The sequence below is a fragment of the Chitinimonas naiadis genome, from assembly GCF_054780835.1.
Map to the genome: position 1 here is coordinate 1,670,400 of NZ_BAAGVO010000004.1, position 26,524 is coordinate 1,696,923.

Annotated in this window: 27 protein-coding genes; 10 read left to right on the plus strand and 17 right to left on the minus strand. The window is 62.1% G+C overall.

What is annotated here, in order from left to right; genetic code table 11:
* Window positions 1-42: 42 nt before the first annotated feature.
* Both ACYVHK_RS14060 and ACYVHK_RS14065 read left to right on the plus strand, forming a co-directional pair.
* A complete protein-coding gene (locus ACYVHK_RS14060) occupies window positions 43-2,784 on the plus strand; it encodes a TonB-dependent receptor (protein WP_460533126.1) in 2,742 nt (913 codons plus the stop codon).
* A gap of 226 nt (window positions 2,785-3,010) precedes the next feature.
* A complete protein-coding gene (locus ACYVHK_RS14065) occupies window positions 3,011-3,160 on the plus strand; it encodes a hypothetical protein (protein ID WP_460533130.1) in 150 nt (49 codons plus the stop codon).
* Here the strand turns inward: ACYVHK_RS14065 and ACYVHK_RS14070 are convergent.
* Complete coding sequence (locus ACYVHK_RS14070; protein ID WP_460533133.1) at window positions 3,157-3,354, minus strand: hypothetical protein; 198 nt, start codon at window positions 3,352-3,354, stop codon at window positions 3,157-3,159. The genes ACYVHK_RS14065 and ACYVHK_RS14070 overlap by 4 nt on opposite strands.
* A 664-nt stretch (window positions 3,355-4,018) precedes the next feature.
* Between ACYVHK_RS14070 and ACYVHK_RS14075 the strand changes: the two genes are divergently transcribed.
* The 3 genes from ACYVHK_RS14075 to ACYVHK_RS14085 are packed head-to-tail and all read left to right on the plus strand — an operon-like array spanning window position 4,019 to window position 7,820.
* Window positions 4,019-5,491 (plus strand): NAD(P)/FAD-dependent oxidoreductase, encoded by a 1,473-nt coding sequence (locus ACYVHK_RS14075; RefSeq protein WP_460533136.1) that lies wholly within the window; start codon window positions 4,019-4,021, stop codon window positions 5,489-5,491.
* A 9-nt stretch (window positions 5,492-5,500) separates the two neighbouring features.
* On the plus strand, window positions 5,501-6,721 hold the full coding sequence (locus ACYVHK_RS14080) for an MFS transporter (protein ID WP_460533139.1): 1,221 nt from the start codon (window positions 5,501-5,503) through the stop codon (window positions 6,719-6,721).
* A gap of 10 nt (window positions 6,722-6,731) precedes the next feature.
* On the plus strand, window positions 6,732-7,820 hold the full coding sequence (locus ACYVHK_RS14085; RefSeq protein ID WP_460533142.1) for a flavin-containing monooxygenase: 1,089 nt from the start codon (window positions 6,732-6,734) through the stop codon (window positions 7,818-7,820).
* On the opposite strand, the gene arsC is transcribed toward ACYVHK_RS14085, so the two are convergent.
* The 9 genes from arsC to ACYVHK_RS14130 are packed head-to-tail and all read right to left on the minus strand — an operon-like array spanning window position 7,821 to window position 13,172.
* Window positions 7,821-8,249, minus strand: coding sequence for a thioredoxin domain-containing protein (arsC, locus tag ACYVHK_RS14090; protein WP_460533145.1), 429 nt, complete (start codon window positions 8,247-8,249; stop codon window positions 7,821-7,823).
* 30 nt (window positions 8,250-8,279) lie between these two features.
* Window positions 8,280-8,552: a hypothetical protein gene (locus tag ACYVHK_RS14095; protein WP_460533148.1), complete on the minus strand. Its 273-nt coding sequence runs from the start codon at window positions 8,550-8,552 to the stop codon at window positions 8,280-8,282.
* Window positions 8,553-8,594: 42 nt separating this feature from the next.
* A complete protein-coding gene (locus tag ACYVHK_RS14100; RefSeq protein ID WP_460533151.1) occupies window positions 8,595-9,317 on the minus strand; it encodes an MIP/aquaporin family protein in 723 nt (240 codons plus the stop codon).
* Complete coding sequence (locus tag ACYVHK_RS14105) at window positions 9,317-9,811, minus strand: arsenate reductase ArsC (protein WP_460533154.1); 495 nt, start codon at window positions 9,809-9,811, stop codon at window positions 9,317-9,319. Before ACYVHK_RS14105 ends, ACYVHK_RS14100 begins: the two co-directional genes overlap by 1 nt.
* Window positions 9,812-9,835: 24 nt before the next feature.
* Entirely contained in the window at window positions 9,836-11,590 is a 1,755-nt protein-coding gene (arsA, locus tag ACYVHK_RS14110) for an arsenical pump-driving ATPase (protein WP_460533157.1), read from the minus strand.
* Window positions 11,591-11,604: 14 nt separating this feature from the next.
* The gene (arsD, locus tag ACYVHK_RS14115) at window positions 11,605-11,967 is read right to left on the minus strand and encodes an arsenic metallochaperone ArsD family protein (RefSeq protein WP_460533160.1); all 363 of its coding nucleotides are present in this window, start codon (window positions 11,965-11,967) and stop codon (window positions 11,605-11,607) included.
* Between the two features lie 9 nt (window positions 11,968-11,976).
* Window positions 11,977-12,453 carry an arsenate reductase ArsC gene (locus tag ACYVHK_RS14120; protein ID WP_460533163.1) on the minus strand — a complete coding sequence of 159 codons (477 nt, stop codon included), beginning with the start codon at window positions 12,451-12,453 and terminating at the stop codon, window positions 11,977-11,979.
* Between the two features lie 7 nt (window positions 12,454-12,460).
* Window positions 12,461-12,802 carry an ArsR/SmtB family transcription factor gene (locus tag ACYVHK_RS14125; RefSeq protein WP_460533166.1) on the minus strand — a complete coding sequence of 114 codons (342 nt, stop codon included), beginning with the start codon at window positions 12,800-12,802 and terminating at the stop codon, window positions 12,461-12,463.
* A gap of 49 nt (window positions 12,803-12,851) precedes the next feature.
* On the minus strand, window positions 12,852-13,172 hold the full coding sequence (locus ACYVHK_RS14130; RefSeq protein ID WP_460533170.1) for an ArsR/SmtB family transcription factor: 321 nt from the start codon (window positions 13,170-13,172) through the stop codon (window positions 12,852-12,854).
* Window positions 13,173-13,320: 148 nt separating this feature from the next.
* On the opposite strand from ACYVHK_RS14130, the gene arsN2 reads away from it, so the two are divergent.
* Window positions 13,321-14,241: a bifunctional helix-turn-helix transcriptional regulator/GNAT family N-acetyltransferase gene (gene arsN2, locus ACYVHK_RS14135; RefSeq protein WP_460533173.1), complete on the plus strand. Its 921-nt coding sequence runs from the start codon at window positions 13,321-13,323 to the stop codon at window positions 14,239-14,241.
* Window positions 14,242-14,249: 8 nt separating this feature from the next.
* Here the strand turns inward: arsN2 and ACYVHK_RS14140 are convergent, their stop codons facing one another.
* Together ACYVHK_RS14140 and ACYVHK_RS14145 are read right to left on the minus strand one after the other, a co-directional pair.
* The gene (locus tag ACYVHK_RS14140) at window positions 14,250-15,392 is read right to left on the minus strand and encodes an alpha/beta hydrolase (protein WP_460533176.1); all 1,143 of its coding nucleotides are present in this window, start codon (window positions 15,390-15,392) and stop codon (window positions 14,250-14,252) included.
* Between the two features lie 73 nt (window positions 15,393-15,465).
* Window positions 15,466-19,179: an EAL domain-containing protein gene (locus ACYVHK_RS14145; protein ID WP_460533179.1), complete on the minus strand. Its 3,714-nt coding sequence runs from the start codon at window positions 19,177-19,179 to the stop codon at window positions 15,466-15,468.
* A gap of 393 nt (window positions 19,180-19,572) precedes the next feature.
* On the opposite strand from ACYVHK_RS14145, the gene ACYVHK_RS14150 reads away from it, so the two are divergent.
* Together ACYVHK_RS14150 and ACYVHK_RS14155 are read left to right on the plus strand one after the other, a co-directional pair.
* Window positions 19,573-19,962 (plus strand): hypothetical protein, encoded by a 390-nt coding sequence (locus ACYVHK_RS14150; RefSeq protein ID WP_460533182.1) that lies wholly within the window; start codon window positions 19,573-19,575, stop codon window positions 19,960-19,962.
* A 164-nt stretch (window positions 19,963-20,126) separates the two neighbouring features.
* The gene (locus tag ACYVHK_RS14155; RefSeq protein ID WP_460533184.1) at window positions 20,127-20,366 is read left to right on the plus strand and encodes a hypothetical protein; all 240 of its coding nucleotides are present in this window, start codon (window positions 20,127-20,129) and stop codon (window positions 20,364-20,366) included.
* Between the two features lie 40 nt (window positions 20,367-20,406).
* On the opposite strand, the gene ACYVHK_RS14160 is transcribed toward ACYVHK_RS14155, so the two are convergent.
* Window positions 20,407-20,565 carry a hypothetical protein gene (locus ACYVHK_RS14160; RefSeq protein ID WP_460533187.1) on the minus strand — a complete coding sequence of 53 codons (159 nt, stop codon included), beginning with the start codon at window positions 20,563-20,565 and terminating at the stop codon, window positions 20,407-20,409.
* A gap of 173 nt (window positions 20,566-20,738) precedes the next feature.
* Entirely contained in the window at window positions 20,739-21,911 is a 1,173-nt protein-coding gene (locus ACYVHK_RS14165) for an acyltransferase family protein (RefSeq protein ID WP_460533190.1), read from the minus strand.
* A 143-nt stretch (window positions 21,912-22,054) separates the two neighbouring features.
* On the opposite strand from ACYVHK_RS14165, the gene ACYVHK_RS14170 reads away from it, so the two are divergent.
* Window positions 22,055-22,927, plus strand: coding sequence for a LytTR family DNA-binding domain-containing protein (locus ACYVHK_RS14170; RefSeq protein WP_460533193.1), 873 nt, complete (start codon window positions 22,055-22,057; stop codon window positions 22,925-22,927).
* 10 nt (window positions 22,928-22,937) lie between these two features.
* On the opposite strand, the gene ACYVHK_RS14175 is transcribed toward ACYVHK_RS14170, so the two are convergent.
* The 3 genes from ACYVHK_RS14175 to ACYVHK_RS14185 form a co-directional block, all read right to left on the minus strand.
* Complete coding sequence (locus tag ACYVHK_RS14175) at window positions 22,938-23,402, minus strand: DUF2269 family protein (protein ID WP_460533196.1); 465 nt, start codon at window positions 23,400-23,402, stop codon at window positions 22,938-22,940.
* Between the two features lie 40 nt (window positions 23,403-23,442).
* A complete protein-coding gene (locus ACYVHK_RS14180) occupies window positions 23,443-24,714 on the minus strand; it encodes an SDR family oxidoreductase (protein ID WP_460533199.1) in 1,272 nt (423 codons plus the stop codon).
* Window positions 24,715-24,801: 87 nt separating this feature from the next.
* Complete coding sequence (locus ACYVHK_RS14185; RefSeq protein ID WP_460533202.1) at window positions 24,802-25,416, minus strand: LysE/ArgO family amino acid transporter; 615 nt, start codon at window positions 25,414-25,416, stop codon at window positions 24,802-24,804.
* A 117-nt stretch (window positions 25,417-25,533) separates the two neighbouring features.
* Here ACYVHK_RS14185 and ACYVHK_RS14190 point away from each other — a divergent pair, with 117 nt between their 5' ends.
* Complete coding sequence (locus tag ACYVHK_RS14190; protein ID WP_460533205.1) at window positions 25,534-26,451, plus strand: LysR family transcriptional regulator ArgP; 918 nt, start codon at window positions 25,534-25,536, stop codon at window positions 26,449-26,451.
* The last annotated feature ends 73 nt before the right edge of the window (window positions 26,452-26,524 follow it).

The window sequence follows — 26,524 nt, forward strand, 5'->3', positions numbered from 1 at the left end:
CCGGCTCCGCAGGGATCGAACACACGGACCAGGAGAGTATTGATGAGCAAGCGCAGTCAGCAGCAACGTCACCCCGCCCCAGGATGTTTCCGCCTCTCGCCCGGCGCCCATGCGATTGCCCTAGCCTTAAGCCTCGCGGCACCGACGGTGATGGCAGACGAACCCGCCCCCGATGCCAGCAAGGAACGCATCGAGATCACCGGCTCCAGCATCAAGCGTATCGCCGGTGAAAGCGCCCTGCCGGTACAGACCATCAAGCGCGAGGACATCGCCAAGACCGGCGCCACCACCGCGGCCGAGATCATGAAAACCATCAGCGGCAATGCAGCCCAGCTGACCGATGGCGCCAGCATCACCGACAATACCGGTGGCCAGCGCGGCTTCAACGGTGCCAATCTGCGCGGCATCGGCGTGTCGTCCACGTTGATCCTGCTGAACGGCCGCCGCATGGCCAACTTCGCCTCCCCGGGCGACAACTCCGGCGTCGACCTCAACAACATCCCGGCCGGCGCGATCGAGCGCGTCGAGGTGCTCAAGGATGGCGCTTCGGCCATCTATGGCACCGACGCCATCGGCGGCGTGATCAACTTCATCACCCGCAAGGACTACCAGGGTGCCGACATCTACGTCTATGCCGCGCGTACCCAGGAAGGTGGCGCCGACAAGACGACGGCGTCCATCGGTGGCGGCTACGGCGATATCGTCAAGGACCGTTTCAATGTGTTCGGTGTGTTCGACGCCCAGAAGCTCGGTGGCTTGCGCTCTACCGAGCGAGACTTCCTCAAGGACCGTCCGCTGGCCACCACGCTGCCTTTCTATATGTCGAGCCGTACTTTCCCGGCCAACCTCCGCCTCAGCAGCAGCCAGCGCAATGCCCTGACCGCCTCCAACTACCAGATCGGCGGCAAGACGGTTACAGAACGCACCATCAACCCTTACGCGCCGGGGTGCAACCCACCCGCCACGGTGTTTGCAGCCGACAACCTGCCGCAAGCCTGTAGCTTCGACTACATGCAGGACACCGAGCTCTATCCCGAATCGAAAAAGCTGTCTTTCCTCGGACGAGGGGTATTCCAGCTCGACGAGCGCACCCAGCTGTTCGCCGAAGCATTGCGTAGCCAGACCAAGACCCGCTATGTCGCCAGCCCCAACCCCATCGTGATTACCGGCGTACCGGTCAGCACGGTCAACAGCTCCCTGGCCAAGCCCTTGCCCATCACCGGCACGGTGGAGGTACGCCTGCGGGCGACCGAAGCTGGCAACCGTACCAATGAGGTCACCAGTGATGCCGATCGTTTTGTCGCCGGCATCAACGGCTCGGTCAGGGATTGGGACTACAACGTCGCGCTGAACCGAGCCAGCAATGAGACCACCGATGCAATGGAAGACGGTTACTTCCTCTATAAGGAGTTCGTGGAAGGCGTGGTCAGCGGCAAGATCAATCCCTTCGGCGCTTCATCGCAAGCAGGCCGCGACCTGATCAACCGTATTCGGGTACAGGATGAGGGGCGCAAGTCCAATGGCGTTACCACGACGCTGGATGCCAAGGTCACCGGCACGCTGGCCGAACTCGACGGCGGCAGCCTGGGCGTCGCCCTCGGCGCGGAGGCGCGTCGCGAGACCACGGACTTCACGCCGTCGGCCCTGCTGACCAGCAACAACATCCAGGGTGACCGCAGTTCGTCGGGCGACACGCTGGTAGCCAGCAGTAACAGCCGCAATGTGAAAGCCCTCTACGCCGAGTTGAACGCCCCCTTCAGCAAGGCGCTGGAAGTACAGATGGCCTTGCGCCACGACAACTACAGCGGCGTGGGCAGTACTACCAATCCCAAGCTGGGCGTGCGCTGGCAGCCAATGAAGGAAGTGCTGCTTCGCGGCTCGATCGGCACCGGCTTCCGCGCGCCTACCATCAATGAGCTAACCCGGCCGGCCTCTTTCGGTACCACTTCGTCCATCCTGACCGATACTGCCTGCGTGGCCGCCGGCAATGCGCTGGCCGACTGCACAGACCAATGGCGGGTCGAGCGCCGCAGCAATCCCAACCTGAAGCCGGAGAAATCGCGCCAGTATTCGGTCGGTATCGTGCTGGAGCCCAGTCGTAACACCAGCTTCAGTGTCGACTACTGGGCGATCGACAAGAAGGACGTGATCAGTGATCTGACAGAGCAGATCATCCTGGAGAACCCGACCCGCTACAGCAATCTGGTGACCCGGGACGCCGACGGCTTCATTACCAATATCCTTCTGCAAAAGCAGAATCAGGGCGAGCTCAGGACATCCGGCCTGGACCTGGAAGCCAACTATCGCGGTAACCGCAGCGACTACGGGCGATTCTCGGCCAGTATCAGCGGCACCTACGTACTCGAATACAAGCGCCAGTTCGGTTCAGCCGAACCTTTCCGCAGCAATCTGGGCCTGTTCCTCAACGACCAGGTGATCCAGCGCTGGCGTCATCGTGCCTCGCTGGATTGGGAATATGGTCCTGTCGGCCTGACCCTGGGCAATACCTTCTACTCTGGCTATCACGACCACAACACCGCGTTCAACCCGAATACCGACGCGTTGCTACCCGCCCGGGACGTTGCCTCCTACTCCCTGTGGGATATGTCGGGTTCGTGGAAGGTCAACAAGCAGCTCAAGCTACGGGCCGGGGTACAGAACCTGTTCGACAAGCAGCCGCCCTACTCCAACCAGGGGTACTACTTCCTGGCCACCTATGACCCCAGCTACACCGACCCCCGCGGTCGCACCGCCTATCTGTCGGTGAGCTACGCCTTCCAGTAGGCACAGGGAAAGCGGTACACAAGCAAAGCCGGGCGCACTGTGCGCCCGGCTTTTTGTCGTCCATTTCTGCAGTTCGTCGCTGCCTGCCCTGCATTTCATCCCGTAAAAATGCGATCCGCGCCGCCCGCAACGCAATCAGTCGCAATCCGGTACAAGCGTCGACAGCGCTGCCTCATGATGACCTCACTGCAACACGACAAGCAGCAGACACACGGAGAGGAAAATCATGAAAAACCAAATCAACGAACTGTTCGAAGGTGCCCTGGTCATCGGTCTGGCTGCTTTTTTCGCCGCCGCCCTGTTCAGTGCCACCCAGTCGCAGGCCAGCCAGCCGGTACAGGTGGCCAAGGTCGCCCACACCAGCCAGCACGCCTAACCGTACGGTGAACTGATCGTGTTCTCATTATTCGTGATTGGCATCAAGACCGGCGGCACGACCTTGCCGCGTAGCAACCAGCCGAACAGTGCAGCGGCCACCAAGGTGCCCACCAGTTGCGCCACGATGAACGCCGGCGTATCTATCGAACGTATACCTGCCAATGTATCGCTCGCGGCCCTGGCCAGCGTCACAGCAGGGTTGGCGAACGAAGTGGGCGCCGTAAACTAGTACGCACCGACGTTATAGGCGGCAACGGCGGGAGGCAGTGCTTACTTGCTCGACCGAGGATCAATGCCGGCATATCGAGAGTGGCAATACATTCGCTCCACTACAGCGCCGGGAGCCTCGGTATTGCCAGTGCGTCCATACGGCGCTACCACCTTGCAGAGGCTCCCCCATGATGCCTGAGCGAACGGCCTCCACCGCAGGAAAGCCATTCCCAGTCACACGATAAGGAGCCTGCGCAGCTCAGCCCTCAGCAAGCCCCACATCTTCATTACTTTCGGTCGTAGGCAGTAATGATGAAGTCCATATTCAACGAATATGGCATACCGTCGATACCTCAGCTTCGCGCCATCTGCCCGTCGCCTTCTTGTCAGAATGAGTTCATTTCTCACCTCGGAACTCCTGCCCCGATATCAGACGCCGACACATAAAGAGTCTGGCTTTCACCAGGTGCTCTGCCCCCAGACTATCCGGTCAACACCTAACTAAAATGCTTCCCGTCCTTACAATTCCATAAAAATGGAAATATATTGCATTTCTCTAAAACTACTATTATTCTAGAAATATAGAATCAATTGAATCATGAACGACATCAACGTCCAAATCGTCCCCGTCTAGGAGGCACCTCCCATGCAATCCCCTCTGATCCAACAGCACGGCGTTGCCGTACTTGGCGCCGGCCCCGTCGGTCTGGCCGCCGCAGCTCATCTGCTGTCTCGTGGCATTACTCCTACGGTTTTCGAAGCCAGTGACGAGGTTGGGCACAGCTTCCAATCCGTTGCCCATGTGCCCTTGTTCTCGCCCTGGCGTTACAACCTCGACCGTGCATCGCGATCGCTACTGGAACTTAGTGGATGGCAAGCCCCTGATCTCGATACGCTTCCCACTGCCGGGGATCTTCACCTGCGCTACCTCCGCCCACTGGGCGAAGTGCTGGCAGGCCACATCCAGCTGAGCAGCCGTGTCTTGTCCTTGTCTCGTCGCGGCATGGACAAGATCAAGACCAGCGGGCGGGACCAGACACCCTTTGTCATTCGGGTCGTCCAGCAAGGTGAGGTGCGCGAGCATTTGGCAGGGGCGGTCATCGATGCCACGGGCACCTGGAGCAAACCGAATCCGTTGGGTGCTAACGGGCTCCCCGCAATCGGTGAGGCCGCACATAGCGACCACATCTTCTACGGCGTCCCCGACGTTCTGGGTCGACACCGAACGCGCTACGCCGGCAAGACCGTACTGGTGGTGGGTGCGGGCCATTCGGCTGCCAACGCCTTGCTCAACCTGGCTGAGCTGAGCCATCAGGACGCGACCACACGCGTCCACTGGGCCGTCCGTGGCAACAACCTGCGTCGGGTGTTTGGCGGTGGCGACGCCGACCAACTGCCGGCACGCGGGGCGCTGGGCCTCAGGTTGCAGCAACTGATCAAGAACGGTCAGCTTACTGTCCATAGCGAGTTCCGCACCCAGGCGTTACAGGCGGGCGCAGAAGGTCTTACGGTCGTGGCAGAGACACCGCTTGGCATCGTGGACCTGAAGGGCATCGACGAGATCGTCTGCGCAACCGGCTCCCGCCCCGACCTCGAATTGAGCCGCGAACTGCGCGTGCGACTGGATGCCTGGCTGGAAAGCACTGAGGCCCTGGCTCCCTTGATTGACCCGAATGAGCACAGCTGCGGTACCGTCAGGCCGCATGGTCACCGCGAGCTGGCCCATCCAGAACCGGGCTTCTACATCGTGGGCTCGAAGAGCTACGGCCGTGCGCCGACCTTTCTGATGGCGACGGGCTACGAACAGGTACGCTCGATCGCTGCCGCGCTTGCCGGTGACCTGGTCGCCGCTGATGATGTGCAGCTGGAATTACCCGAAACCGGTGTCTGCAATGCCTCCTTCAGCAATGCGAAATCGAGCGGGTCATGCTGCGGTACCGCGCCTGTGGCGCAGATTGAAGAGCCCGCAGCTGCGAGCAACTGTTGCGGAGGTCCCGCCCCGGCGCAAGTCGATGCTTGCTGCGCCCAGGATGCCCAGGCCAAGCAGGCGGGTAAGGGTGGTTGCGGCTGCGGCCCCAAGGCGCAGCCTGAATCAACCGTAGCGCAAGCCTGCTGCTAAGGAATCAGGATGCGCATTTCTGCGTCGCAAATGCGGCTATCGCCGCTCTGGCTGCTGGCGCCAGGCCAGGTGATCTCGTGGGGCACGCTGTACTACGGCATCACCTTCCTGGCTGAGCCTATCCATAAGGCGACCGGCTGGAGCCTAGCCGCGATCTTTGGCGCCTACTCCGGCGGCCTACTGGCAGCTGCGCTGTGCGCACCGCTGGCAGGGCAACTGCTGGATCGCCATGGCGGACGCTGGGGCTTGAGCGTCGGCTCGCTGGTCGGGGCTGTCAGCCTGGTCGGCGTAGCGACCGCCAGCAATATGGTGATGTTTCTGCTGGGCTGGCTGCTGGCGGGCATCGCCATGTCGCTGACGCTCTACGAGGCGGCGTTCACCGCCTTGCGTGAATTCAGTGGCAGCGAATTCCGCCGGCCCATGACCACGCTTACGCTGGTGGGGGGCTTCGCTAGTACGGTGTTCTGGCCCCTGTCGTTTTGGCTGGTGGCTCACCTGGATTGGCGCCAGACATTGCTGGTGTTTGCGGCGCTACACGCCTTGGTGTGCTTGCCTTTGCACCTGCTACTGCCGGCAAGAGTGGCGACACATGCTCAGGCAACAGTGCAGGATGCCCAGCCTGCCGTGGTGGCCAACCTGCTTCGCTCTCCGGCGTATTGGGGTCTGGTGATCGCGATCGCCTCGACGGCTCTGTTCAGCGGGGCAATCTCGGCGCACGCCGGTCTGCTTCTAGCTGGCCAGGGCGTGAGCCAGTCAATGCTGCTGCTTACCGTGACCCTGTTCGGGCCGATGCAGGTTGCTGGGCGATTGTTGGACATGGTGGTGGCCCATCATCTGCCGGTACGTTGGAGCGGCTACCTTGCCCACCTGATACTGCCGGTGGCGATCGGCCTGCTGCTGTTGACCACCTATGAGCACCGGCTGGCCTTCCTGTTTGCGGCGCTGTATGGCCCGGCCAACGGTATCTTGACCATCGTGCGCGGTATGGCGCCAGCCGAGCTGCTGGGGAACACCGCCTATGGCTCTGCCCTGGGTTGGGTCTCCTCGCCGGGGCTGGTAGCACGGGCCTTGGCACCAGCCTGGGCAGCTTTCCTGCTGGAGCATTGGGGCAATACCACCACCCTGGTCTGGCTCGCGGTCATCGGCATAGTCGGCTTCGTTGCCTTCGTATTTGCTTACCGGGCAGGAAAAGCCACCACCTCACAAGCCATCGGCGCCGTCAGCGCCTGAAAGTCTTCCCATGGAATCCTACGACGTCATCGTTATCGGTGCCGGCCAAGCCGGCTTGGCCGCTGGATACCATCTACAGCGCACAGGGCGTCGCTTCCTGCTGCTGGAAGCAGACGAGAGAGCCGGCGGCGCCTGGCGTAACTACTACGACAGCCTGACCCTGTTCTCCCCGGCGAAATACTCCTCGCTGCCCGGCTTGGCCTTTCCGGGCGACCCACAGCGCTACCCAAAGCGCGATGAAGTGGCGGACTACCTGGAGGGCTACGCTGCGCATTTTGAGCTGCCCATCCAGTACGGGCAGCGCGTGGTGGACGTCCAGCGAGGCGCAGACCAGACCTTTCACCTTTTCTGCGCCGAAGGTACGCAGTACCAGGCCGCCAAGGTGATCGTCGCGTCTGGTACCTTCGGTACGCCGCACACCCCGGCGATACCGGGCTTGGATCAGTTCCAGGGTCTGCGGATGCATAGCGGCGAATACCGGAATCCCGATACGCTGACGGGCAAGCGCATCGTGGTGATCGGTGGAGCCAACTCCGGCGTGCAGATCGCCCATGAGCTTGCGGCGGTCGCTGATGTGACGCTAGCCAGCCGCCGACCGATACGGTTTTTTCCGCAGCGCATACTGGGCTTGGATTTCCATTTCTGGCTGGAGGTGACCCGATTGGAGCGGACCCGCTGGCTGGACGACCAAAGTACGCCGGTTCTGGACGACGGGACTTACCGGGAGGTGATCAAGAAGGGTAAGCCCGAACGGCGCCCGATGTTCAATGAGGTCACGGCGGACAGCGTGGTGTGGTCGGATGGGCGGCAAGAGCGCATGGACGTGCTACTGTTCGCAACCGGATTCCGGCCGCATGCGCCGTATCTTGCCAGCCTTGGCGTCATCGATGACAGAGGGCGATTGCGCCAACGGAACGGTGTGGCGAGAGGGGTGCCCGGGTTGTACTTTGTCGGTCTGCCCAAGCAGCGGAATTTTGCATCAGCAACGTTGCGTGGAGTCGGACAAGACTCGGTCCACGTAGTAAAACAGCTGATTTCTCGTCGCGATTTACAAGCCCCTTGGTGCCGCTGCGTGCCTCAGAGTGAGGGTACGAACTAGCTAGCGAACCTGCCTAAGCTTCTCATCAATTACGATCTCACCATCTTCCTTGGTAAATGGCGCCAGCTGAGGAAACGGCAGCATCTCCAGCACAGTCTCGGAGGGTCGGCACAGCTTGGTACCCAGCGAGGTCACCACGATGGGCCGATTGATCAGGATCGGGTGCTGCATCATGAAGTCGATCAACTGATCGTCGGTCCACTTTGGGTCGTCCAGGTCCAGCTCCTCGTAGGGTGTTCCCTTTTTGCGCAGTAGTGCGCGCACGGGTTCACCCATGGCCGCGATCAAAACCACTAATTCTTCCCGGCTTGGTGGCGTCACCAGGTAGAGGATGATCGTGGGCTCGATACCGGTGTTGCGGATCAAGGCCAGCGTGTTGCGGGACGTGCCGCAGGCGGGGTTGTGGTAGATCGTGACGTCGTTGCTCATCGTTGTGCCTTCCTCGCCGTTATCGGCCGGTCAATACAGTCCTAGTTCGCGCCGGATGGCGTTGCATTCAGCGCGCTTGTCTTTGGCTAGCCTGATGCGCTCGTAGCGCGCATCGATCTCGCCTTTCGCAAAGGGAATTTGCCGCTCCGCGTGCCAGCGGGTCACATCCTCAATCAGCCGCCCAAAGGGCTTGCCGGTGAGGTACCACCAGGTCTCGGTGATGAAACGTCGGAACAGCCAGGTCAGGCATACACCCGCCAGGACGAATAGCAACAAGACCCAAGGACTACCATCGGTACCCATGTGCTTCTCCCCACCAGCAAGGGGGCCGGCGATACGGCTGCACTAGTCGCGCAGGGGCGTCACCGTACGGTCCTCGCCAGCATTGGCCATCAAATCCAGCGATAACGGCGCCTTGTCGCGCAGCAGCCAGCCAAACACCAGCGTGGCGGTAACGGCACCAGCCAATTGCGCCGCGATGAAACCGGGCGCATCCACCGGCCGAATGCCGGCAAACGTATCGGAAGCCGCCCGCGCCAGCGTGACCGCAGGGTTGGCGAACGAGGTCGATGAGGTGAACCAGTAGGCACCCACGATGTAGGACGCCACCGCATAGGGCACTGCCTCGGGGCGACTGCGCGAGCAGCCGAAGATCACCGCCAGCAGGCCGAAGGTGGCGATGAACTCGCTCCACCATTGGGCAGGACCAGTACGGATGTGCTGGGAGGCGAAGAACAGCGGCTCGCTGAACATGCCGTGCGCGGCGGCGACGCCACAGAAGGCCCCGACGATCTGCACCAGGACATAGAGGGCGGCGTCACGGCTTTGCAGCTCGCTACGCATCACCGCAGCCAGCGTCACAGCCGGGTTGAAGTGAGCGCCTGAGATACCGCCGAAGGTCAGGATCAGCGCGACCAGGCCACCGCCGGTAGCAATGGCGTTGGCCAATAGGGCCACCCCGGTATTCCCCCCGGACAGGCGCTCGGCCATGATGCCCGAGCCGACTACGACCGCCAGCAGGAAGGCGGTACCCAGCCATTCGGCGAACAGGCGACGACGCAAATCCATCACTGCTCTCCCAGCTTGCGCAGCTCATGCTGCAAGGACATGCGGTCAACCTTGTCCAGCGGCAGGCTCAGGAAGATGCGCAGCCGGTTGGTGATCTCAACCAACGTCTTGTTGAAGGCGACGAGTCGGGTGTCGTGATCACCTTCGACATGCGAAGGGTCGGTAAAGCCCCAGTGCGCCGTGATCGGCTGGCCTGGCCAGGCCGGGCAGGCCTCGCCAGCTGCCTTGTCGCAGACGGTGAAGATGAAGTCCATGGCGGGCGCGTCAGCCCCGGCAAACTCGTCCCAGCTCTTGCTGCGCAGCCCCTCGGTGGGATAGCTGTGCTTCTCCAAGGTCTCGATGGTCAGCGGGTTCACCTCGCCACGCGGGAAGCTGCCCGCGCTATAGGCATGGAAATGTCCGGCGCCCAGGTGGTTCATGACGACCTCGGCCAGAATGCTGCGGGCCGAATTGCCGGTGCAGATGAAGAGTACGTTGTAGACCTTGTCCGACATGGCGGAATCTCCGTGATGAGCGGGTTATGGCTGGGAAAGCTGGCGCAGTCGGTCAAGCCCGACCGGCTCGTGGGTTTGCATCGGTACGACGGCATAGCGCTGGGTGTGGTGGGTAGCCACCGCCTCCAGCTGGATTCGCTCATTGGCGGCCCGTTGTTGCAGCAGTGACGACGCGGGTGAGGCTGCGGCCAGGCTCTGGTTGACCACCCAAGCCCATGGCTCGATCCCGGCACGGCGCAGGTCCGCCTGCAGGTTGGCCGCTTCTAGAACAGGCGTGGTTTCAGCCAGCGTGGCGATCAGCACCTTGGTCTGCTTGGGGTCCTGCAGCTGCATCATCGGGGTGGTGAAGTGCAGACCCCCCTTGGCCATCTTCTTGCGAATCTCACGGTCGTAAGAGCCCGTGGCATCCAGCAGCAACAGGGTATGGCCAGTGGGGGCAGTATCCATCACCACGAATCGCCTGCCGGCCTCCCGGATGACCCGCGAGAAGGCCTGGAACACGGCGATCTCCTCGGTGCAGGGCGAACGCAGGTCTTCCGCCAACAGGGCGCGACCTGCATCGTCCAGATGCTTGCCCTTGCTGGCCATCACCTCCTGCCGGTAGCGCTCCGTCTCGGCCTTGGGGTCGATGCGCGACACCGCCAGATTGTCCAAGCTGCCGGCAACCATGTCGGTGAGGTGTGCTGCTGGGTCTGATGTGGTCAGGTGAACCTGCAAACCGCGCTCGGCCAGGGCGATGGCTATCGCGGCAGCCAGGGTGGTCTTGCCGACCCCGCCTTTGCCCATGACCATGATCAGCCCGTGACCGTCCGCCGCCAGGCCATCGACCAGTTGCGCCAGCTTGGGCAAAGAGGTCGTGGCATAAGCTGGTGCGACGTTTGTCGCTACCGCTGCTTGCTCGCCAAACAGTTGCCGGAGCGCCGCAAGGCCCACCAGGTTGAATGGCTTGAGGTGCAGGCGATCGGTCGGCAAACCAGCCAAGGCCGAGGGCAATTGCGCCAGCGCGGTAGCTTCACGATCCACTAGCGCCTGGGCCAGCGGATCGACCTTGCCTTCCGCTTGCGGCATTAGCCCATTGACCACCAGGTGCTGCCTTTGGAAGCCAATGGCGGCGAGTTCCGTCTGGGTACGAGCTGCCTCTGCTAGGCTGGAACGCTGGGCACGCGCCACGAGCACCAGCCGGGTTCGTGTCGGATCGGCCAGCGCGGTCACCGCATCGTGATACTGGGCACGCTGCTTCTCCAGGCCGGCAAGCGGTCCCAGGCAGGATGCACCATCCGGGTTGTGTTCGATAAAGCCGCTCCAGGCACCCGGCAGCTGTAGCAGGCGGATGGTGTGACCAGTCGGCGCGGTATCGAACACGACATGGTCGAAGTCATGCACCAGCGCGGTATCGGTCAGCAGCTGGGTGAACTCGTCGAAGGCGGCAATCTCGGTCGTGCAAGCCCCCGACAGTTGCTCCTCGATGTCCCGTACCACCTTATCCGGTAGCACCCCACGCACCGGCCCGACGATGCGGTCGCGGTATTGCTGGGCTGCGCCCTGGGGATCAATTTCCAGCGCAGCCAGCCCCGGCACAGTGCTGATGACGGTGATCTGGTTACCGATGGTCTGGCCGAAGACCTGACCCACATTCGATGCCGGGTCGGTACTCACCAGCAGCACCCGCTTGCCTCGATCGGCAAGCAGCACCGCCGTCGCACAGGCGATCGACGTCTTGCCCACACCGCCCTTGCCGGTGAAGAACAAATGCCGAGGTGCATCCAGAAGGAAGTTCATCGCGTCATTCCTGCTCAACAGCAGCCTGGTCCTGAGCAAGCGCCGGCAGCGGGCTGCACCGCAATACCGATGCTGCTGATACCGGCCCAGCGGGCGAGTTCGGCGCGGCGCGGATAGCGGCCCGCCAGGGCGATTTCGCCATCAACCAGGATCAGCGGCAGACCTTCCTGGCCCGAGCGTTCCAGAAACTGCTTTACGGCGGCCTGCTGGACAAACGCCAGCGGCTGTTGCGCCAGATTGAAGCGCTCTACCTGACCACCCTGGCGCTTGAGCCAGTCCAAGTCGGCCGCGAAGGTGACCAATGCCTGGTCAACATCGGTACCGCACACACCGCTGCTGCAGCAGAGCGCAGGGTCGTAGATTTGTATGACAGGCATGGTGTCTCCTCAGGCGCCGATCAGGCCGATGCGATCCAGCTCAGGCTTGAGCCTGGCCTTGTCGGCAAGAACATCCGCAGGCAAGGCCAGGAAAGCTTCGATCCGGCCGCGCAGGATGCGGTAGGCCTTCTCGAATGCACGGTCGATTTCAGCATCGGTACCGGTGGCGTGGGCCGGATCTTCGACGCCCCAATGGGCGCGCAGGACCGGACCAAGGTAGGCCGGGCAGGTCTCGCCAGCAGCGCTGCCACAGACCGTGATGACGACGTCCGGGGTGATGGGCAGGTTGTCCCAGGACTTGCTGTGCAGCCCTTCGGTCGAGATACCTTCGCGCTCCAGCAGGGCAAGCGAGCGCGGGTGGACATAGCCGGCAGGTTTGCTGCCAGCACTGATGGCACGAATGCCCTCAGGTGCCAGCGCGTTGAGGGTGGCTTCAGCCAGGATGGAGCGGCAGGAGTTACCGGTGCAAAGGATCAGGATGTTCATCAAAGGCTCACTTGCAGGAAGCAGGATTGCAGGAAGGTTCGACCAGTTCGGCGCACTGGTCCGGGTGTCCGCCACAGCAATGGTTGGTCAGAAAGCCGGTGACCTGGCGCATCAGGCCGAGGTTGGCGCGGTAGCGTTGGAAGCGACCTTCCTGCTCCACAGTCACTAGCCCGGCATAGGCCAGATTCTTCAGATGGAAGGACAGGTTGGACGGCGCCAGGTCGAGTCGGCTGGCCAGCTCGCCCGCAACGAGGCCGCTGTTGCCGGCGTCCACCAGCAGCAGATAGACATCGAGCCGAGCGCTCGAAGACAGCGCTTCAAAGGCTTGTAGTACGGTAGGTTTGTCCATGTCTTGGCAACGTTTCAAATTTATTTGAAATGATGGGCTTTAAAAAAGATCAGCTGCAGCAGCTGACCTCCTGACCCGTCACGGGCATGGCAGTACAGCAGTTCTCAGTCATGAAGCTCAGCAAGCCACCCATCGTCTCGTAGTTAGCGGAGTAGTGAATGAAGCGGCCTTCTTGCCGGGCATCGATCAGATTGGCTCGCGTCAGCTCCTTCAGGTGGAAGGACAGCGTAGCGGCTGGAATATCCAGCGCGTCACCGATCTTGCCGACGGTCATCCCCTGCGGGCCTTGGACGACCAGCAGCCGAAAGATGGCTAGGCGGGTCTCCTGGGCCAGTGCGGCAAGTAGCGTGACAGCAGCTTTATTTTCCATAATTCCATTATACTCGAATAGTTGAAATATAGTCAATAATTGCCCCTATTTATCCTGGTCGGCACATCGCACCTCACATTTAGTTGCTATTGACAACAAAGAAACCAGACTTTAAATTTTAGTTGCTAATGACAACCAGATTAATACCATGCACTCCCCCCCTTCTGCCGGTGAATTGCTTCGCGAAGTCGCACGCATCTATGTTCGCGAGCAACGCACCCAGGCCGCCTGCCGCGACGGTGCATCGACCGTGCAGTGCCATGTCATGACCGAGCTGTTGCGGCAGGAACGACTGACCCAGCAGGCACTCGTGATCCAGCTTGATCTCGACAAGGGCTGGATCAGCCGCGCAGTAGAAGCGCTGGTCCTCGACGGTACGGTGATCAAGCGCCCCAATATCGATGACAGGCGTAGTGCCTGGCTCAGCCTCAGCCCTGCGGGCCGGCTGCGGGCCAGACGGCTCAATACTGAACTCAATGCCCACGCCGACCAGGTCCTGGCCAAGGTGCCCGCCGCGCAGCATGGGGTCATACGGGAGTCCCTGGCCTTGCTGCTGCAAAGCCTGCAAACCGGATTGGGACAGGCTGAAAGGGATGGCGCGGCGCAGGATGCACAGATCGACTATGTTGCCGGTCAACCGCTGGAAATACGAGCAGCCCAGGTGACAGACTGGCCGGAGATCCTTGCGCTGCTCTCCGCCGCCGGCCTGCCGCTGGAGGGGGCCGAAGCGCACCGTGAGCAGTATCGGGTGGCGACCCAGGGTAGCGGTCTGCTCGCGGTGGGAGGGCTGGAAATCTATGGGCGTTCGGCCCTGCTGCGTTCCCTGGCCGTCGTGCCGCGGGCGCAAGGAACAGGGCTGGGACAGCGCATGCTGGAAAGCTTGATTGAGCAAGCCTCATCGCAAGGCGTGGGCAAGCTTTACCTGCTCACCACTAGTGCCGATGGCTATTTTGTCCGTTACGGCTTCACTGCCGTACCCCGCAAGGCGGTACCGGGCCCGGTCAGAGTCTCGGCCGAATTCCAGGGCGCGTGCCCTGCGACCGCCATCGTCATGGTGCGTCCACTCTGAAGTGAGGTTTAACCGGGCAGGCCAAGCACCTGCGCCAGCATGCCGATCTGCCAGTCGAAATAGGGATTGAAAGTCAGCCGCGCATGAACCTTGCCCGGCTCGCGAAAACCCCAGTCCGAATACCAGACCTCCTCTCCCGACTGGCAACGCCGGGTGGCTTCGTCGGTCTGGCCATTCTGGCAAAAACGCAGCATGCCGCCCGGGCCGTAATAGCGATTTGCCGGAGAGAACAGGATGCCCATGTGCGAGAACTGGCTGATGCGCTGCTGGGGTAGGTAGTCGTCACGAACAACGATGCGTGGATCGGCAATGGTTGGCGCTTTGCCGTACCAGACCAGGCGGCTGGCCGCATGGGTGAAGCGGGTATTGAACAGGCTCGCCGCCTGCTGTACATCGAGTACCGAATCATGCTCGGTCATGACCAGCAGGGCTGGCTTGTCGAAGGTCTTGCGCGCCAGCAGCGAACGCACGGTGCTGCTGGTGTGATAGAACTGGGCAAAGCCATTGGTCGGGACATTGAGGTAACGCACCAAGGTCTGCTGCGGCCTCCCTTCTTCCGGTGTACGTAGCCAGGACTTGAAAGGCGCAATCCACGGCGACAGCCAGTCATAGCCGGTCCCCGCCTTGAAGGCCGGGGAGAACAGCATGAGACCAGCGACATTGCCGTCTTCCAGCGCGACGGAGGTCACCAGGTTGGCGCCGGTCGAGAAGCCACCCAGGTAGACCTCGCCGACTTCCTGTTCCATCTGCCGGGTCTGACGCTCGACAAGGCCCCGCCAATCGTCCGCCGACACGCCGATCATGTCTGCCGGCCGGGTACCGTGCCCTGGCAGCAACAGCGTACGGACCAGAAAGCCACGTTCGGCCAGCCGGGGGCCAATATCACTGAATGAGAACGGTGAATCACCCAGGCCATGGACCAAGAGCACGCCTTTGCCGGCGGGCACCGTGGGCCGCCACTCCTGGGGGGCGTTCAACTCCACTTCCAGCGCCTTGTCCGCCGTCAGGAACTGCCGGTGCTGCTGCAACCAGGCGCGGCTTTGCTCGCGATAGACCGCGAAGCTGCTCTCACCCCGTGGCATGCCGGGAGCGACATCGGTCGCGGCACAGGCCGTGAGCAGGTAAAGCAAAGGCAGGGACAACCATTTCATCGACACACTTTCGGTAGTTCGGAATTATCAGGGAGACGGCGGGAGTGTCGTCCTGGGTCAGGTCAGGCGAGCACTAGCGCGCTTGTTGCAGCAGTGCTGCCGGGCCCGGCTTGCCAAACAGGTAACCCTGGAAGGTATGGCAACCACAGGCTTCGAGGAACTGCCGTTGCTCTTCGGTCTCCACCCCTTCGGCGATCACCGACAGGCCCAGGCTCTGACCCAGCGTCACGACGGCACGGACGATGGCCAGGTCGTTGGCGTCGACAAAGATGTCGCGCACGAACGACTGGTCTATCTTGAGCTGCGCCAGCGGCAGACGCTTCAGGTAAGACAGCGACGAGTAGCCGGTACCAAAGTCGTCCAGCGAGAAACTCACGCCTTGCGCCATCAGCACATTCATCTTGGCGACTACGCTGTCCACGTCTTTGAGCAGCAGGCTCTCGGTCAGTTCCAGCTTGAGCCGGCCAGGATTCGCCTGGCTTTTCGCCAATGCGGACAGCACCTGCTCGACAAAATTGGCATCATGAAACTGACGGGCACTGATGTTGACGGCCAGGGTCAGGTGGGCGGTCTGCGGCGATTGCGCCCACTCCCGCAGTTGCAGGCAGGCGGTCTCTAGTACCCATTGGCCCAGGGGTAGTATCTGGCCGGTTTCTTCCGCCAGCGGGATGAAACTGGCCGGCGAGACCATGCCACGTAGCGGGTGCTGCCAGCGCACCAGGGCCTCGGCACCGATCACGCGACGGGCCGTATCGACCTGCGGCTGGTAATGCAGGATGAACTGCTGGCTCGCCAGGGCTTCGCGAATGTCGGCTTCCATGGCAGCATGGGCACTCACCGCCGCCTGCATGGTGGGGTCGAAGAAACGGATGGCATTACGACCGGCAGCCTTGGCCTGGTACATCGCCAGGTCGGCCTGCTTCAGCAGCTCATCCACCGTGACGGCCTGCCCTTTGAAAAAGCAGACGCCGATACTCGGGGTGCTGTGGTGCGGCTTGCCGTCCAGCAGGTAGGATTCATTGAGCGTCGCCAGTATTTTCTTGGCCACCGCTTCCACCTTGTCCGCCGCCTCCAGCGACTGGTCGCTGATGTCTTCCAGCAGCACCACGAACTCATCCCCGCCAAGCCGCGCCACCGTATCGCCCTCGCGCAGGCAACTGGCGATACGTCCCGCCACCTGCTCCAGCAACAGGTCGCCGATGTCGTGTCCGCGGGTATCGTTGAGCTTCTTGAAGTTGTCCAGATCGACGAACAGCAGCGCGCCGCCAGTGTCGCTACGCGCGCTCTTGGCAAGCGCCTGCCGCAATCGATCCATCAGCAGGCGCCGGTTGGGCAGATTGGTCAGCGGGTCATAGAAGGCCAGATTGCGGATTTCATCCTCGGCCATCTTGCGCTCGGTGATATCCACCAGCGCATAGACATAATGGGTCACGTGGCCTTCGTCGGAACGCACGGCCGTCACGGCCAGCCACAGCGGAAAGGTGTCACCATCCTTGCGGCGGGTCCATATCTCGCCCTGCCAGCTGCCTGTATCACGAATGGCGTCATCCATGGCGCGGTAGTAATCGGCATCATGGCGGGAGGACTGGAACATATTGGGGGAGCGCCCGACCACGTCCTCGGCCGGGTAACCGGTGATCTTGGTAAAGGCGCTGTTGACGCGCAGGATCACCAGGTCGGCGTCGGCGATCAGCATGCCCTCTTGCGATTCAAACGCAGTGGCCGCCACCCTGAGTTCCTGCTCCTGGCGGGCAGTCTGCTCCCGGGCCGCCTCCACCGCGCTATAGGCAGCCGCGTTATCGAGCGCAATGGCTCCGTAGGCGCAGAGCGTACGGAAGATCGAACATTCACGCTCACGGTAGGCGTGGGTACGCTGCGACTGGATGGTAATCACACCCAGTAAACGCTTGCCGACCTCCAGCGGGGCAAACAGCATGCTCATGGTGCGGATCGTACCGGGGATCATCTTGATATCGAACTTGGCCGAAGGCTGGTCGATCACGATCTCGCGTCGCTCCCGGGCACACAGGGCGGTAAAGGCCGTGGTGCTATCCAGCGGCACATGGTTCACCGGATGGGGCTGCCCATTTTCCAGCCCGAAGGCCGTGGTCAGCATCTTGCCGGAGGGGTCCAGCAGGTAGATGACGAAAGACGCCGCATCGAGCAGCCGGTCCACATGCCGGTACAGGGCCTGGAAGACTTCCTGGGCATCCAGGCTGGCAGTGATCTCGCGACCGATGAGCCCCAGTGTTTCGAGCGTGGCATTGGTCTCCTGTAGGGCTGCCGACAGTTGCTGGTGATGCTCGATATCCGCCCTTGCCCGATCAATCTCCTGGCGTATCTGCATGGCCAGGGCCCGCTTCTGGGCCTCTTCGATCCGTGTCTTGTTACGGGCCGCCGTCGCAGCCAGACTGCTGTCATACGCGGCCCGGTAATCACCACTGGCCGCGTAGGCGCTGGCGACCTGGTTGAGGAGCTCGGCAGGAACGGCGTAACCGCTGACGGACTCGGCAATGCGCATGGCCTCCTGCAAGTAGTGGAGCGTGGCGGAAGGCGCCGCCATGTGGGGTGGTGGCGGAAGCGCGTGATCACGATGCAGTTCGGCTAGTACACGTAGCGCCTTGATCTGCTCGTCCGCATTCGCTTTTTCCTGCGCAAGCGCCAGGGCCTCCGCGGCCTTGATGCTGGCTTCCGCCGAGCGCCCCAGGCGTGATAGCGCAGTCGCCGCGCCGCGGCGGGCTTTCATCAGCAGGTCAGGCTCACTCTGCGCACTGAGACCCCGCTCCAGCTGGACAAACCAGCTCAGCGATTCCTCATCGTCGCCCATGTCGCTCGCCAGCAGGCCCAGGTTGCCGACCACCTGCTCCTGGTTGCGCGAGCCCACCATCGCCGCCATAACCGTCAGCGCCTCATGCAGAAAGGTCCTCGCCTCGTCGTGCCGGGAGAGCATGCGCAGTACGTCGCCAGTCTGCATCAGGCACACCCCGATACTGCCCGGCCAACGGGTGGCGCGCGCCAGGGACAGCGCCCGCTCGCTCCACTCCAGCGCCGCATCAAGATCACCCAGCGTGGCGAAACCTTCTGCCGCGTTGACGGCACCGATCAAGGCCTGGCGTATCTGCCCGGTATTGGAAGCCGCCTGGTAGGCCCGAAGGTCATACTTGATGGCGACGCCCGGATCATTGGTCAGGCCGGCCACGTTGGCATAGGCCACATAGACCCACGTCATCACCGCCTCATGCCACACGGTTGATTCCGGGAACTGTTCGGCCAGACCGGATTCGGCCAGACCGGCATTGACAAAGGCGGTACTGGAGAGCGCGCGGGCCAGCGTGGCCCCTACCCGCATAGGGTCGTCGCCCGCCCTATAAGCCGTGAGGGCACGCTGCAGGCTAAGATCAAACTGCTGCCGGTTGCCCCTGTCCAGCCAGATCGAGACCATCAGCCAGTGCCCGTCCCCCACCCCCAGTGGGTCTCCGAACCGGGAAAAGCTCGCCATGGCCGTCGCGGCAAGTTGCTCTGCACCGTCGAAGTCGGCGAATAGCGCCTTGACCTCCGCCCGCACCAGTTGCAAGCGGGCCAAGCTGATCTGTGCCGGCACGGTATCCAGCCCGGCCAGCGCAAGCAGGGCTTCCGCCTCGTCGGCCAGGGCCAGGGCTCGGGCGCAATCCCTTTGTCGCAGATGCCAGGACAGTTGCACCAGGGTATCCCGACGAACCGCCGGCTCCAGCGTCGGCAAGACCGACTCCAGCGCGGCGACGTCCTGATCTAGTGCAAAAAGCTCCATGCATTGCCTCGGTGGTTTCTATTTGCCGTCATTGGACCTTACTTCACTCTGGGTCAAAACAGGAAAAAGGCCAATGAACCGGATCGCTCGCTTCGGGTGACGTTAAAACAACGGATACCTCTGCCATGACGGGCAAGCTGGGTACGTCGGCACGGTACGCCAGAACGACGAATATGGGCGATATCTGCACGCCCGGAGAAATATATTCTGGCGCGAAACACGCAACCATCGGGCTGCGGCATTCGGTAGCAAGCAAGCATGTTGCACGGCAGCACACATGCTGTATCTTTACCGGTTCGCATCATGCGGCCCGCCCGGCCGCATGATGCGAAAAAGCCGTCGCTAGAACGGTTGCTCTAGGCTCGTGATCAACCAAGCACCGGGTACCTGCCAATGAAAAAACGTTGCCATCTCATCGAGATACAACCGGAGAACATTCTTCAACAAGCGCAGCATGAACTGAAGGCGCTCGCCTTCGAGCGCAACCATGGCGAAGCACTAGCCGACCGCCATATCGGCGTGCTGGCCTGTACCGGCGCCTCCGTCGAGCTGGCGCTGTCGATTGCCGAGTGGACCAACTACGTCACCTTGTTCTGCCATACGCTGCAATTGAGCAGTGCGGAGATGCAGGCGCTGGCCGAACAGGAAATCCGGCTCGAGCACCGGCCGGTACAGGGACTCATGGGTGACCTGCCCAATCTGGAAGGCGTATTGCTGGTCGACGGCGAGGTCGTCGTCGTCGACGCCCTGTTCGCCCGGGCAGGCAGCGAGGCGCTGGCATGAGCCGTGACGGACGGCGCCTCGGTGCCGTCCGTCATATCAGCATTTGTTAATAAGAACATCGGGTTATGCTGCAAGCTATCTGTTCAAATGCCGCCAAAGTGGTTTAATGGCGTGGTTCGATCACGCTGACGGCAATTTGAGTACAGCTTGCAAAGGAATACTGTATGTCCATCTCTGCCATTGGCGCCGGCCTTGCCGGCATGCAGCGCTACCAGAGTGCCCTGGATGCCTCTGCTGGCCGCATTGCCAACATGAACAACTGGATCGCCGAGAACAACAACACGGCGGATGTCACCGGTGACATTGTCAGCCAGGTTGTCAGCAAGGCGGGGTTCCAGGCATCCGCCCAGGTCGTCAAGACTGCAGACGACGTGCTCGGCACCCTGATCGACATCAAGGCCTGACCAGCCCAACTCATTCCGCCCTGGACCGGCTCCTGCCAGTTCAGGCCCGCTCCAGGCTTGTTGCCGACTGCGCCACAAGCTCAGCCTGCTTGGGTTGAGGCTGCTGCGCGCCCTGATCCGTAAATAGCGCCACGCCGAACATGGCCGCCAGGCCAAAGACCAGGGCGCTATTGAACAGGGTATCGAGATGCGTTTTCATGCTGTTTCCTCCTGCGTGATGGTTTTTTGATTTCGCCATCCTGAAGAAAAAACAGCCATAAGGTCAGCGACTTGCGACCAAATGCGGAATGCGCGTGCTGTCTCGCAGCACGCGCCGACAGATCACCTGACAGGTCGATCGTCCGATCCGGCAGTATCCCGCGCCTTACCCACTCAACCAGGGCTACGCGCCAGCACCGCCGTCGCCGTCGGTGCGGAAACTGAGCGGGCCTTCAGTCCAAAGCAGTACCGCAACCAGCCTACCCGGCGGATCACGCCATCGTTGAGCAGCCAGCAACCCAGCACGGTTCCCGAGAGGACCAGCACAGGCTCCAGTACCGGGCCCAGATGGTAGGGCAGCAGGCAGTAGCCGATCAGCACGATCAGGCTCTGGTGCAGCACATACCAGGGATAGACCGACTCATTGCCCCAGGCCAGCCAGCGGAAGGGGCGGTTGAGCAAGGCATGGCCCCAGCCCAGTATGGTCGCCAGCATGCACCAGACGTAGAGCGAGCGGACCAGCCAGGCCAGCAGCAATGCACCTTCCCCGATATCTTCCGGTAGCAGTTTCAGCAGGCTGTAATAGATTGCAAAGAACATCAGGGCCAAGGTCAGGCTCGACTTGCGCAGCCGTACCAGCTCACCCCAGATCGACTCGCTCCCTCCCAACCACCAACCATAGACAAGCAGGCTGAAATAGACCGCATGGTTGTACCAGTCACCCAGCAGCGCGTGGGTCTCCGGAAAATCCCGCTTCAGCGCCCAGCAATAGAACAGCAGCGGCATGGCAGGCAGCACCAGCAAGCGCCAACCTCTCAGGCTCTGGAACAAGGGTGCCAGCTTGCCCAGTACCGGACGCAAGGCCACGAGGAGCAGGGAGTAGCAGAACAGATAGGGGATATACCAGAGATGGTTCCAGGTAAAGCCATGCTCCCAGCCGTCGAAAGCCTTGGCCGGCCAGAGCTGGAAACTGTAATAGTCGATCAGGAACTGGCCGAAACCGGGCGCCACGAGGCCGTTGCTCACGCCTTGCGCATAGGGCTGGATGGGAACCACCACCGCCATGCCAAACAGCAGGGGCAACAGCAGCCTCCAACTACGCTGGCGGATAAAGGCTGCGGCACCGGTTCCGCGTAACAGGAAGGCGGTGGCCACGCCGGAGATCAGGAAGATCAGATCCATGCGCCAGCGATTGACGAACAGCATGGGCAGTTGCAGCCATTCTGCCGTATGCGTGCTCTTGACGTGCCAGTTCCATTCGGCCACGTAGAACATGCCGGTGTGATAGAGGATGAGCAAGGCAAAGGCGATGATGCGCAGGGCATCGATATCGTGACGGCGTTGCATGATGGGCTCTCGGCTGGAAGACGTCCCAGCTTGCAGTGGCAAGGGGCGCGTCTTGCCCGCAAAGGGTTGGAACGCCGCCACATTGGGACGAAACGTGGCCGGCAGGGACGAAAAAATCCCGTACAAGGCCCTAAAATGGCGCCATGCCTAACGACCGACACGACCTGCTCACCCGCTACCAGCCCTGGCGCAAGATTGCCGAGCCCGCTTTCTGGATCATCCTGCTCTGCAGCCAGGCCGCCATCAACAGCCTGACCGTGCTGATCGACATCGACAGGGTGAAGCTGGATTTCGCCGTCTGGGAGCCCGTCTGCTGGGAGTGGTCCAGCAACCTGGTCATCCTGGCGCTGATTCCGGCCATCATCGCGTTCGAGCGGCGCGTGCCGCTGCACTTTGGCAATCTGCGCAGGCAACTACCCTGGCATCTGCTGGCCAGTATGGTGTTCTGCCTGCTGCATGTGGTCGGCATGGTGGCCTTGCGTAAGCTGGTCTATCTGGCGCAGGGCTACCGTTACGACTTTGGCGACTGGCCGCGTGAGCTGGCCTACGAATATCTCAAGGACGTGCGCAGCTACGGCTTCGTCCTGCTGGTCGTCACGACCTATCGCTTGCTGCTGCTGCGGCTGCAGGGCGAGGCCAGCCTGTTGAGCGCGCCGGACAACGGCCCGGCGGTGGAGCCGATAGAGCGGCCGAACCGCTTCCTGGTGAAGAAACTCGGCAAGGAGTTCCTGCTGCCTGCCCAGGAAATCGAGTGGCTGCAAGCCTGGGGCAACTATGTGAACCTGCGGGTGCGCGGTCATGACTATCCGCTACGGTCGACCCTGGCCAGTATTGAAGCGCGGCTGGATCCCGAGCGCTTTGTCCGGGTGCATCGCAGCTATATTGTCAACATCACCGAAGTCGTCGAGATCGAACCCCAGGACAGCGGTGACGCACGTATCAAGTTGCGCGACGGCAGCATCGTGCCGTGCAGTCGCACCTACCGCGAGGCGCTCAAGGCAGGCGTAGCGGCCTAGTCCCCCTGCCCTACATGGGCTTGTGAACCATCAGCCAGTACACCAAGACCAGGCCGCCAAAGGCGGGAAAGCCCAGTGCTGTCCACAGCTTCTCGAACCGCCAATAGCGTGCCGGCAAAGCGGTATTGTCGCGAGCAGCGACCTGGGCCATGTCGCGCATGCGTAGTTGCAACCAGACCACCGGCAACCAGCATGCGCCGGCCAGCGCGTAGAGTGCGACCGACCAGACTATCCATGGCGAATGGTAGGGAAAACCGGCCAGATGAATCATCCACAAGCCCGAAGCAGGCTGGATGATGACCGCCGGCGTGGTGAACCACCAATCGGCACGGGCTACCCAGCGGGTAACGACGGCGATGGCCTGTACATTGCCACTGCGGTTGGCAAAGAACATATAGAACGCGGTACCGAAACCGGTGCCAAACATGAAGGTGGCCGACAGGATGTGTAGCCATTTGATGGTGAGGTAGTCCATACATTTCCCCGTTAGCGGTGTGTCTTTGCGTGATAGGCCTTCACTGCACCCTGGTCCGCTGCGGGCTGGCGGGCGCCAGGGCGGCCAGCAAGCCCAGCAGGGCCAGAATGGGTAGGTTCTTGCTGATCGGCCCGAAGGGATGCCACCACCAGTCGCCGAGCTGCAGCGTAATGAACAGGGTGTAGGCGAGCACCAGCAACAGTTGGCCCTGCCACAGGCGGCGGGATGGCCGGAACAGGGTCAACAGGCCGAGCAGCGCATCCAGCAAGGCACCGGACCATAAGGCAGCCGGATGCAGAGCCGCAGGCAAACCGGCCGACGCCAGTAGTCGTATCCCCTCGGCCTGGTTGACCACGGATACCCACGCCGTGAACAACCAGACAAAGGCCAGCGCCAACCTGAGCAAAGGCGACCATGCGGCCAGCACCGTCGCGGCCCGCGAGGATGGCAGTGCGAATGTCGCGGGTTGACGCAAAGGACGCCCCAGCCGAGCCCTGAGCGGTGCAGCATCCGCCTGATTACCGCGCCGTAGCATGGTGAGGCTGTCTGATTGAACCAGACTGCCGGGCAATGCCCCCGCCAGTCGTACGCCTATGGTGGTCAACGGTGCCGGGATGGTCAGCGTGAAAGCCGGTGCCATCCCCAATCCTTGCCTGAGAGCCTGCAGATACTGCCCCCAGGGCAAGGCCTGTGGCCCGACCGCATCGATCACCCGCCCGCCACTCCCCTCGCTCACCAGTTGCGCCAACAATGCCGTCAGGTCATCCAGGTGTAGCGGTTGTACGCATCCCGCATCGGCCGGCACTGCCAGTACCGGCAAGGCGGCGAGTTTCAGGAAGAGCTGGCTGCTTGCCCCGGCATCCGCATACACCAAGGAGGGGCGCACGACCGTCCAGTCAAGCGGCAAGGTCATCAGGACAGCGTCCGCCCTTGCCTTGCTGCGCCAATATCCTGTCGCCGCATCCTCGGCGGCCCCCAGTGCCGATAGCTGTATGACACGCGTGACGCCGGCTTCGGGGCACGCCTGGAAGAGGGCCACCGGAGCCCGCTCATGCAAGGCGGCAAAGGTCTGGGCGCCGGCTTCACGAAGGACGCCGACGGTATTGATCACGACGGACTGCCCCGCCAGCAGGGGCCGCCAGTCAGCCGCTTGCTGCATGGCGACCATGTCGATGGCCACCCAGCGCACGCCAGGTCGGCTGTCAGCCGGTACCCGCCGACCAAGCGCCGTCACCTGATGCCCCAAGGCCAGCAGATGGTTGAGCAGTGCACTGCCGATCAAACCCGTGGCGCCGGTTAGCAGGATATTCATATGCTTCATTTCTTTTATTTCTGTCTTTACAGAAATTAAAGACCAAAAGAAAACCAGCGTCAAGCGCTGGCTATCTTCGCGGTACCGTTACCCGCCCCAGGCAACCACCCCAGCCAGCACCAGCATGGTCGAGCCCGTCAGCACGTCGATCCCCCGCCAAGCAGCAGGACGGGCGAACCAGGGGGACAGCAATCTGGCACCGATACCCAGCGTGCAGAACCACAGGATGGACGCACTGACGGCACCAAAGGTGAAGTCGGCCCGCTCGCCGCTCGCGAGCTGGCCACCGATCGAGCCGATCAGTACCACCGTGTCGAGATAGACATGCGGGTTGAGCAGCGACATGGCCAACACCGTCAACAGCGCTTCCTTGCGGCTGAAACGGCGTGCCTCTGGTCCGATCGCCAGCGCATCGCCCGCAAAGGCGGCTTTCCAGCTACGCAGGCCATACCAGAGCAAAAAGGCCGCCCCGCCCCAGCGGGCAATAAACAGCAGGGCCGGAGAAGCCTGCACCAGCGCCCCCATCCCGGCCACGCCCAGGGTGATCAGCAGGGCATCGATCAGCACGCAGGTGGCCACCGTCAAGGCAACATGCTGGCGCTTGAGACCCATGCGCAGCACGTGGGCATTCTGGGCACCAATCGCCATGATCAGGCCGGCACTCAAACCCAGGCCCTTGAAGTAGGCTGCAGAAGCAAACATGGAGGGACTCCCTATCAACAATGGGCCGATTGTCGGGGGCATCCGCAGCAAGATGAAGAACATTTAGCATTTTGCTGTAATACTTAATTTCTCTTCATTTATACAGGCACGCGGCTCATGTGGTTCGATAACCGGAAAAGCGAGGCGCTGCTGGCGGTGATCGAGACAGGCAGCTTCGAGCAGGCGGCCTCCCGGTTGCACCTTACGCCATCCGCCGTTTCGCAGCGGGTACGGGCACTGGAGGATGAGCTGGGTACGCCCTTGCTGGTACGCACCCGTCCCTGTCGCGCTACCCGTGCCGGCCAACGTTTGGCCCAATACCTGCGACGCAGCCGGCTACTGCAGGATGAGTTCAGCAAGGAGTGGGACGAGCAGGAGGGCCAGCCGCTGAGTATTCCCATCGTGGTGAACAATGACACGCTGGCGACCTGGCTACTGCCCGCGCTGGCGGATTTCCTGATCAGCGAACAGTTGCTGCTTGACATCACCGTCGATGACCAGGATCACACCTACACCTGGCTGGAGGCCGGCCACGCGCTGGCTGGCGTATCGAGCGAAGCCGTGCCGATGCGCGGTTGCATTGCTGACAGCCTGGGGGTCATGCGCTACCGCCTGCTGGCCTCCCGCGCCTTTATCGCCCGCTGGCTGCCGGATGGACTGACGCGGGAGGCTGCCCGTCGTGCGCCGCTGATGGTGTTCGATCGCAAGGATGCCCTGCAGGCGGACTTCCTGCAGCGCACCCTGGGGTTGCCCCGTGACAGCTACCCTCGCCACTATGTGCCAGCCAGCGAGTCGTTCACCACCGCGGTACGGCTGGGGCTGGGCTACGGCATGGTGCCGGAACAGCAGGGGGCCGCCCTGCTGGCGCGTGGCGAGCTGATCGACCTGTGCCCGGACCAGCCCACCGACGTTGCGCTGTACTGGCATCATTGGCGGGTGCAGTCGCCCAAGCTGGAGAAACTCAGTACCGAGGTACTACGCACGGCAAAGCAAGCCTTGCTACAGATAGGCTCTTCAAACTCCGAGACCGACTGATACATCACCCTTCGGTGACTCACCCCGGCAAAATCGTGATGTTGGCCGCCCCAGGTAGCTGGCTATTACTTGA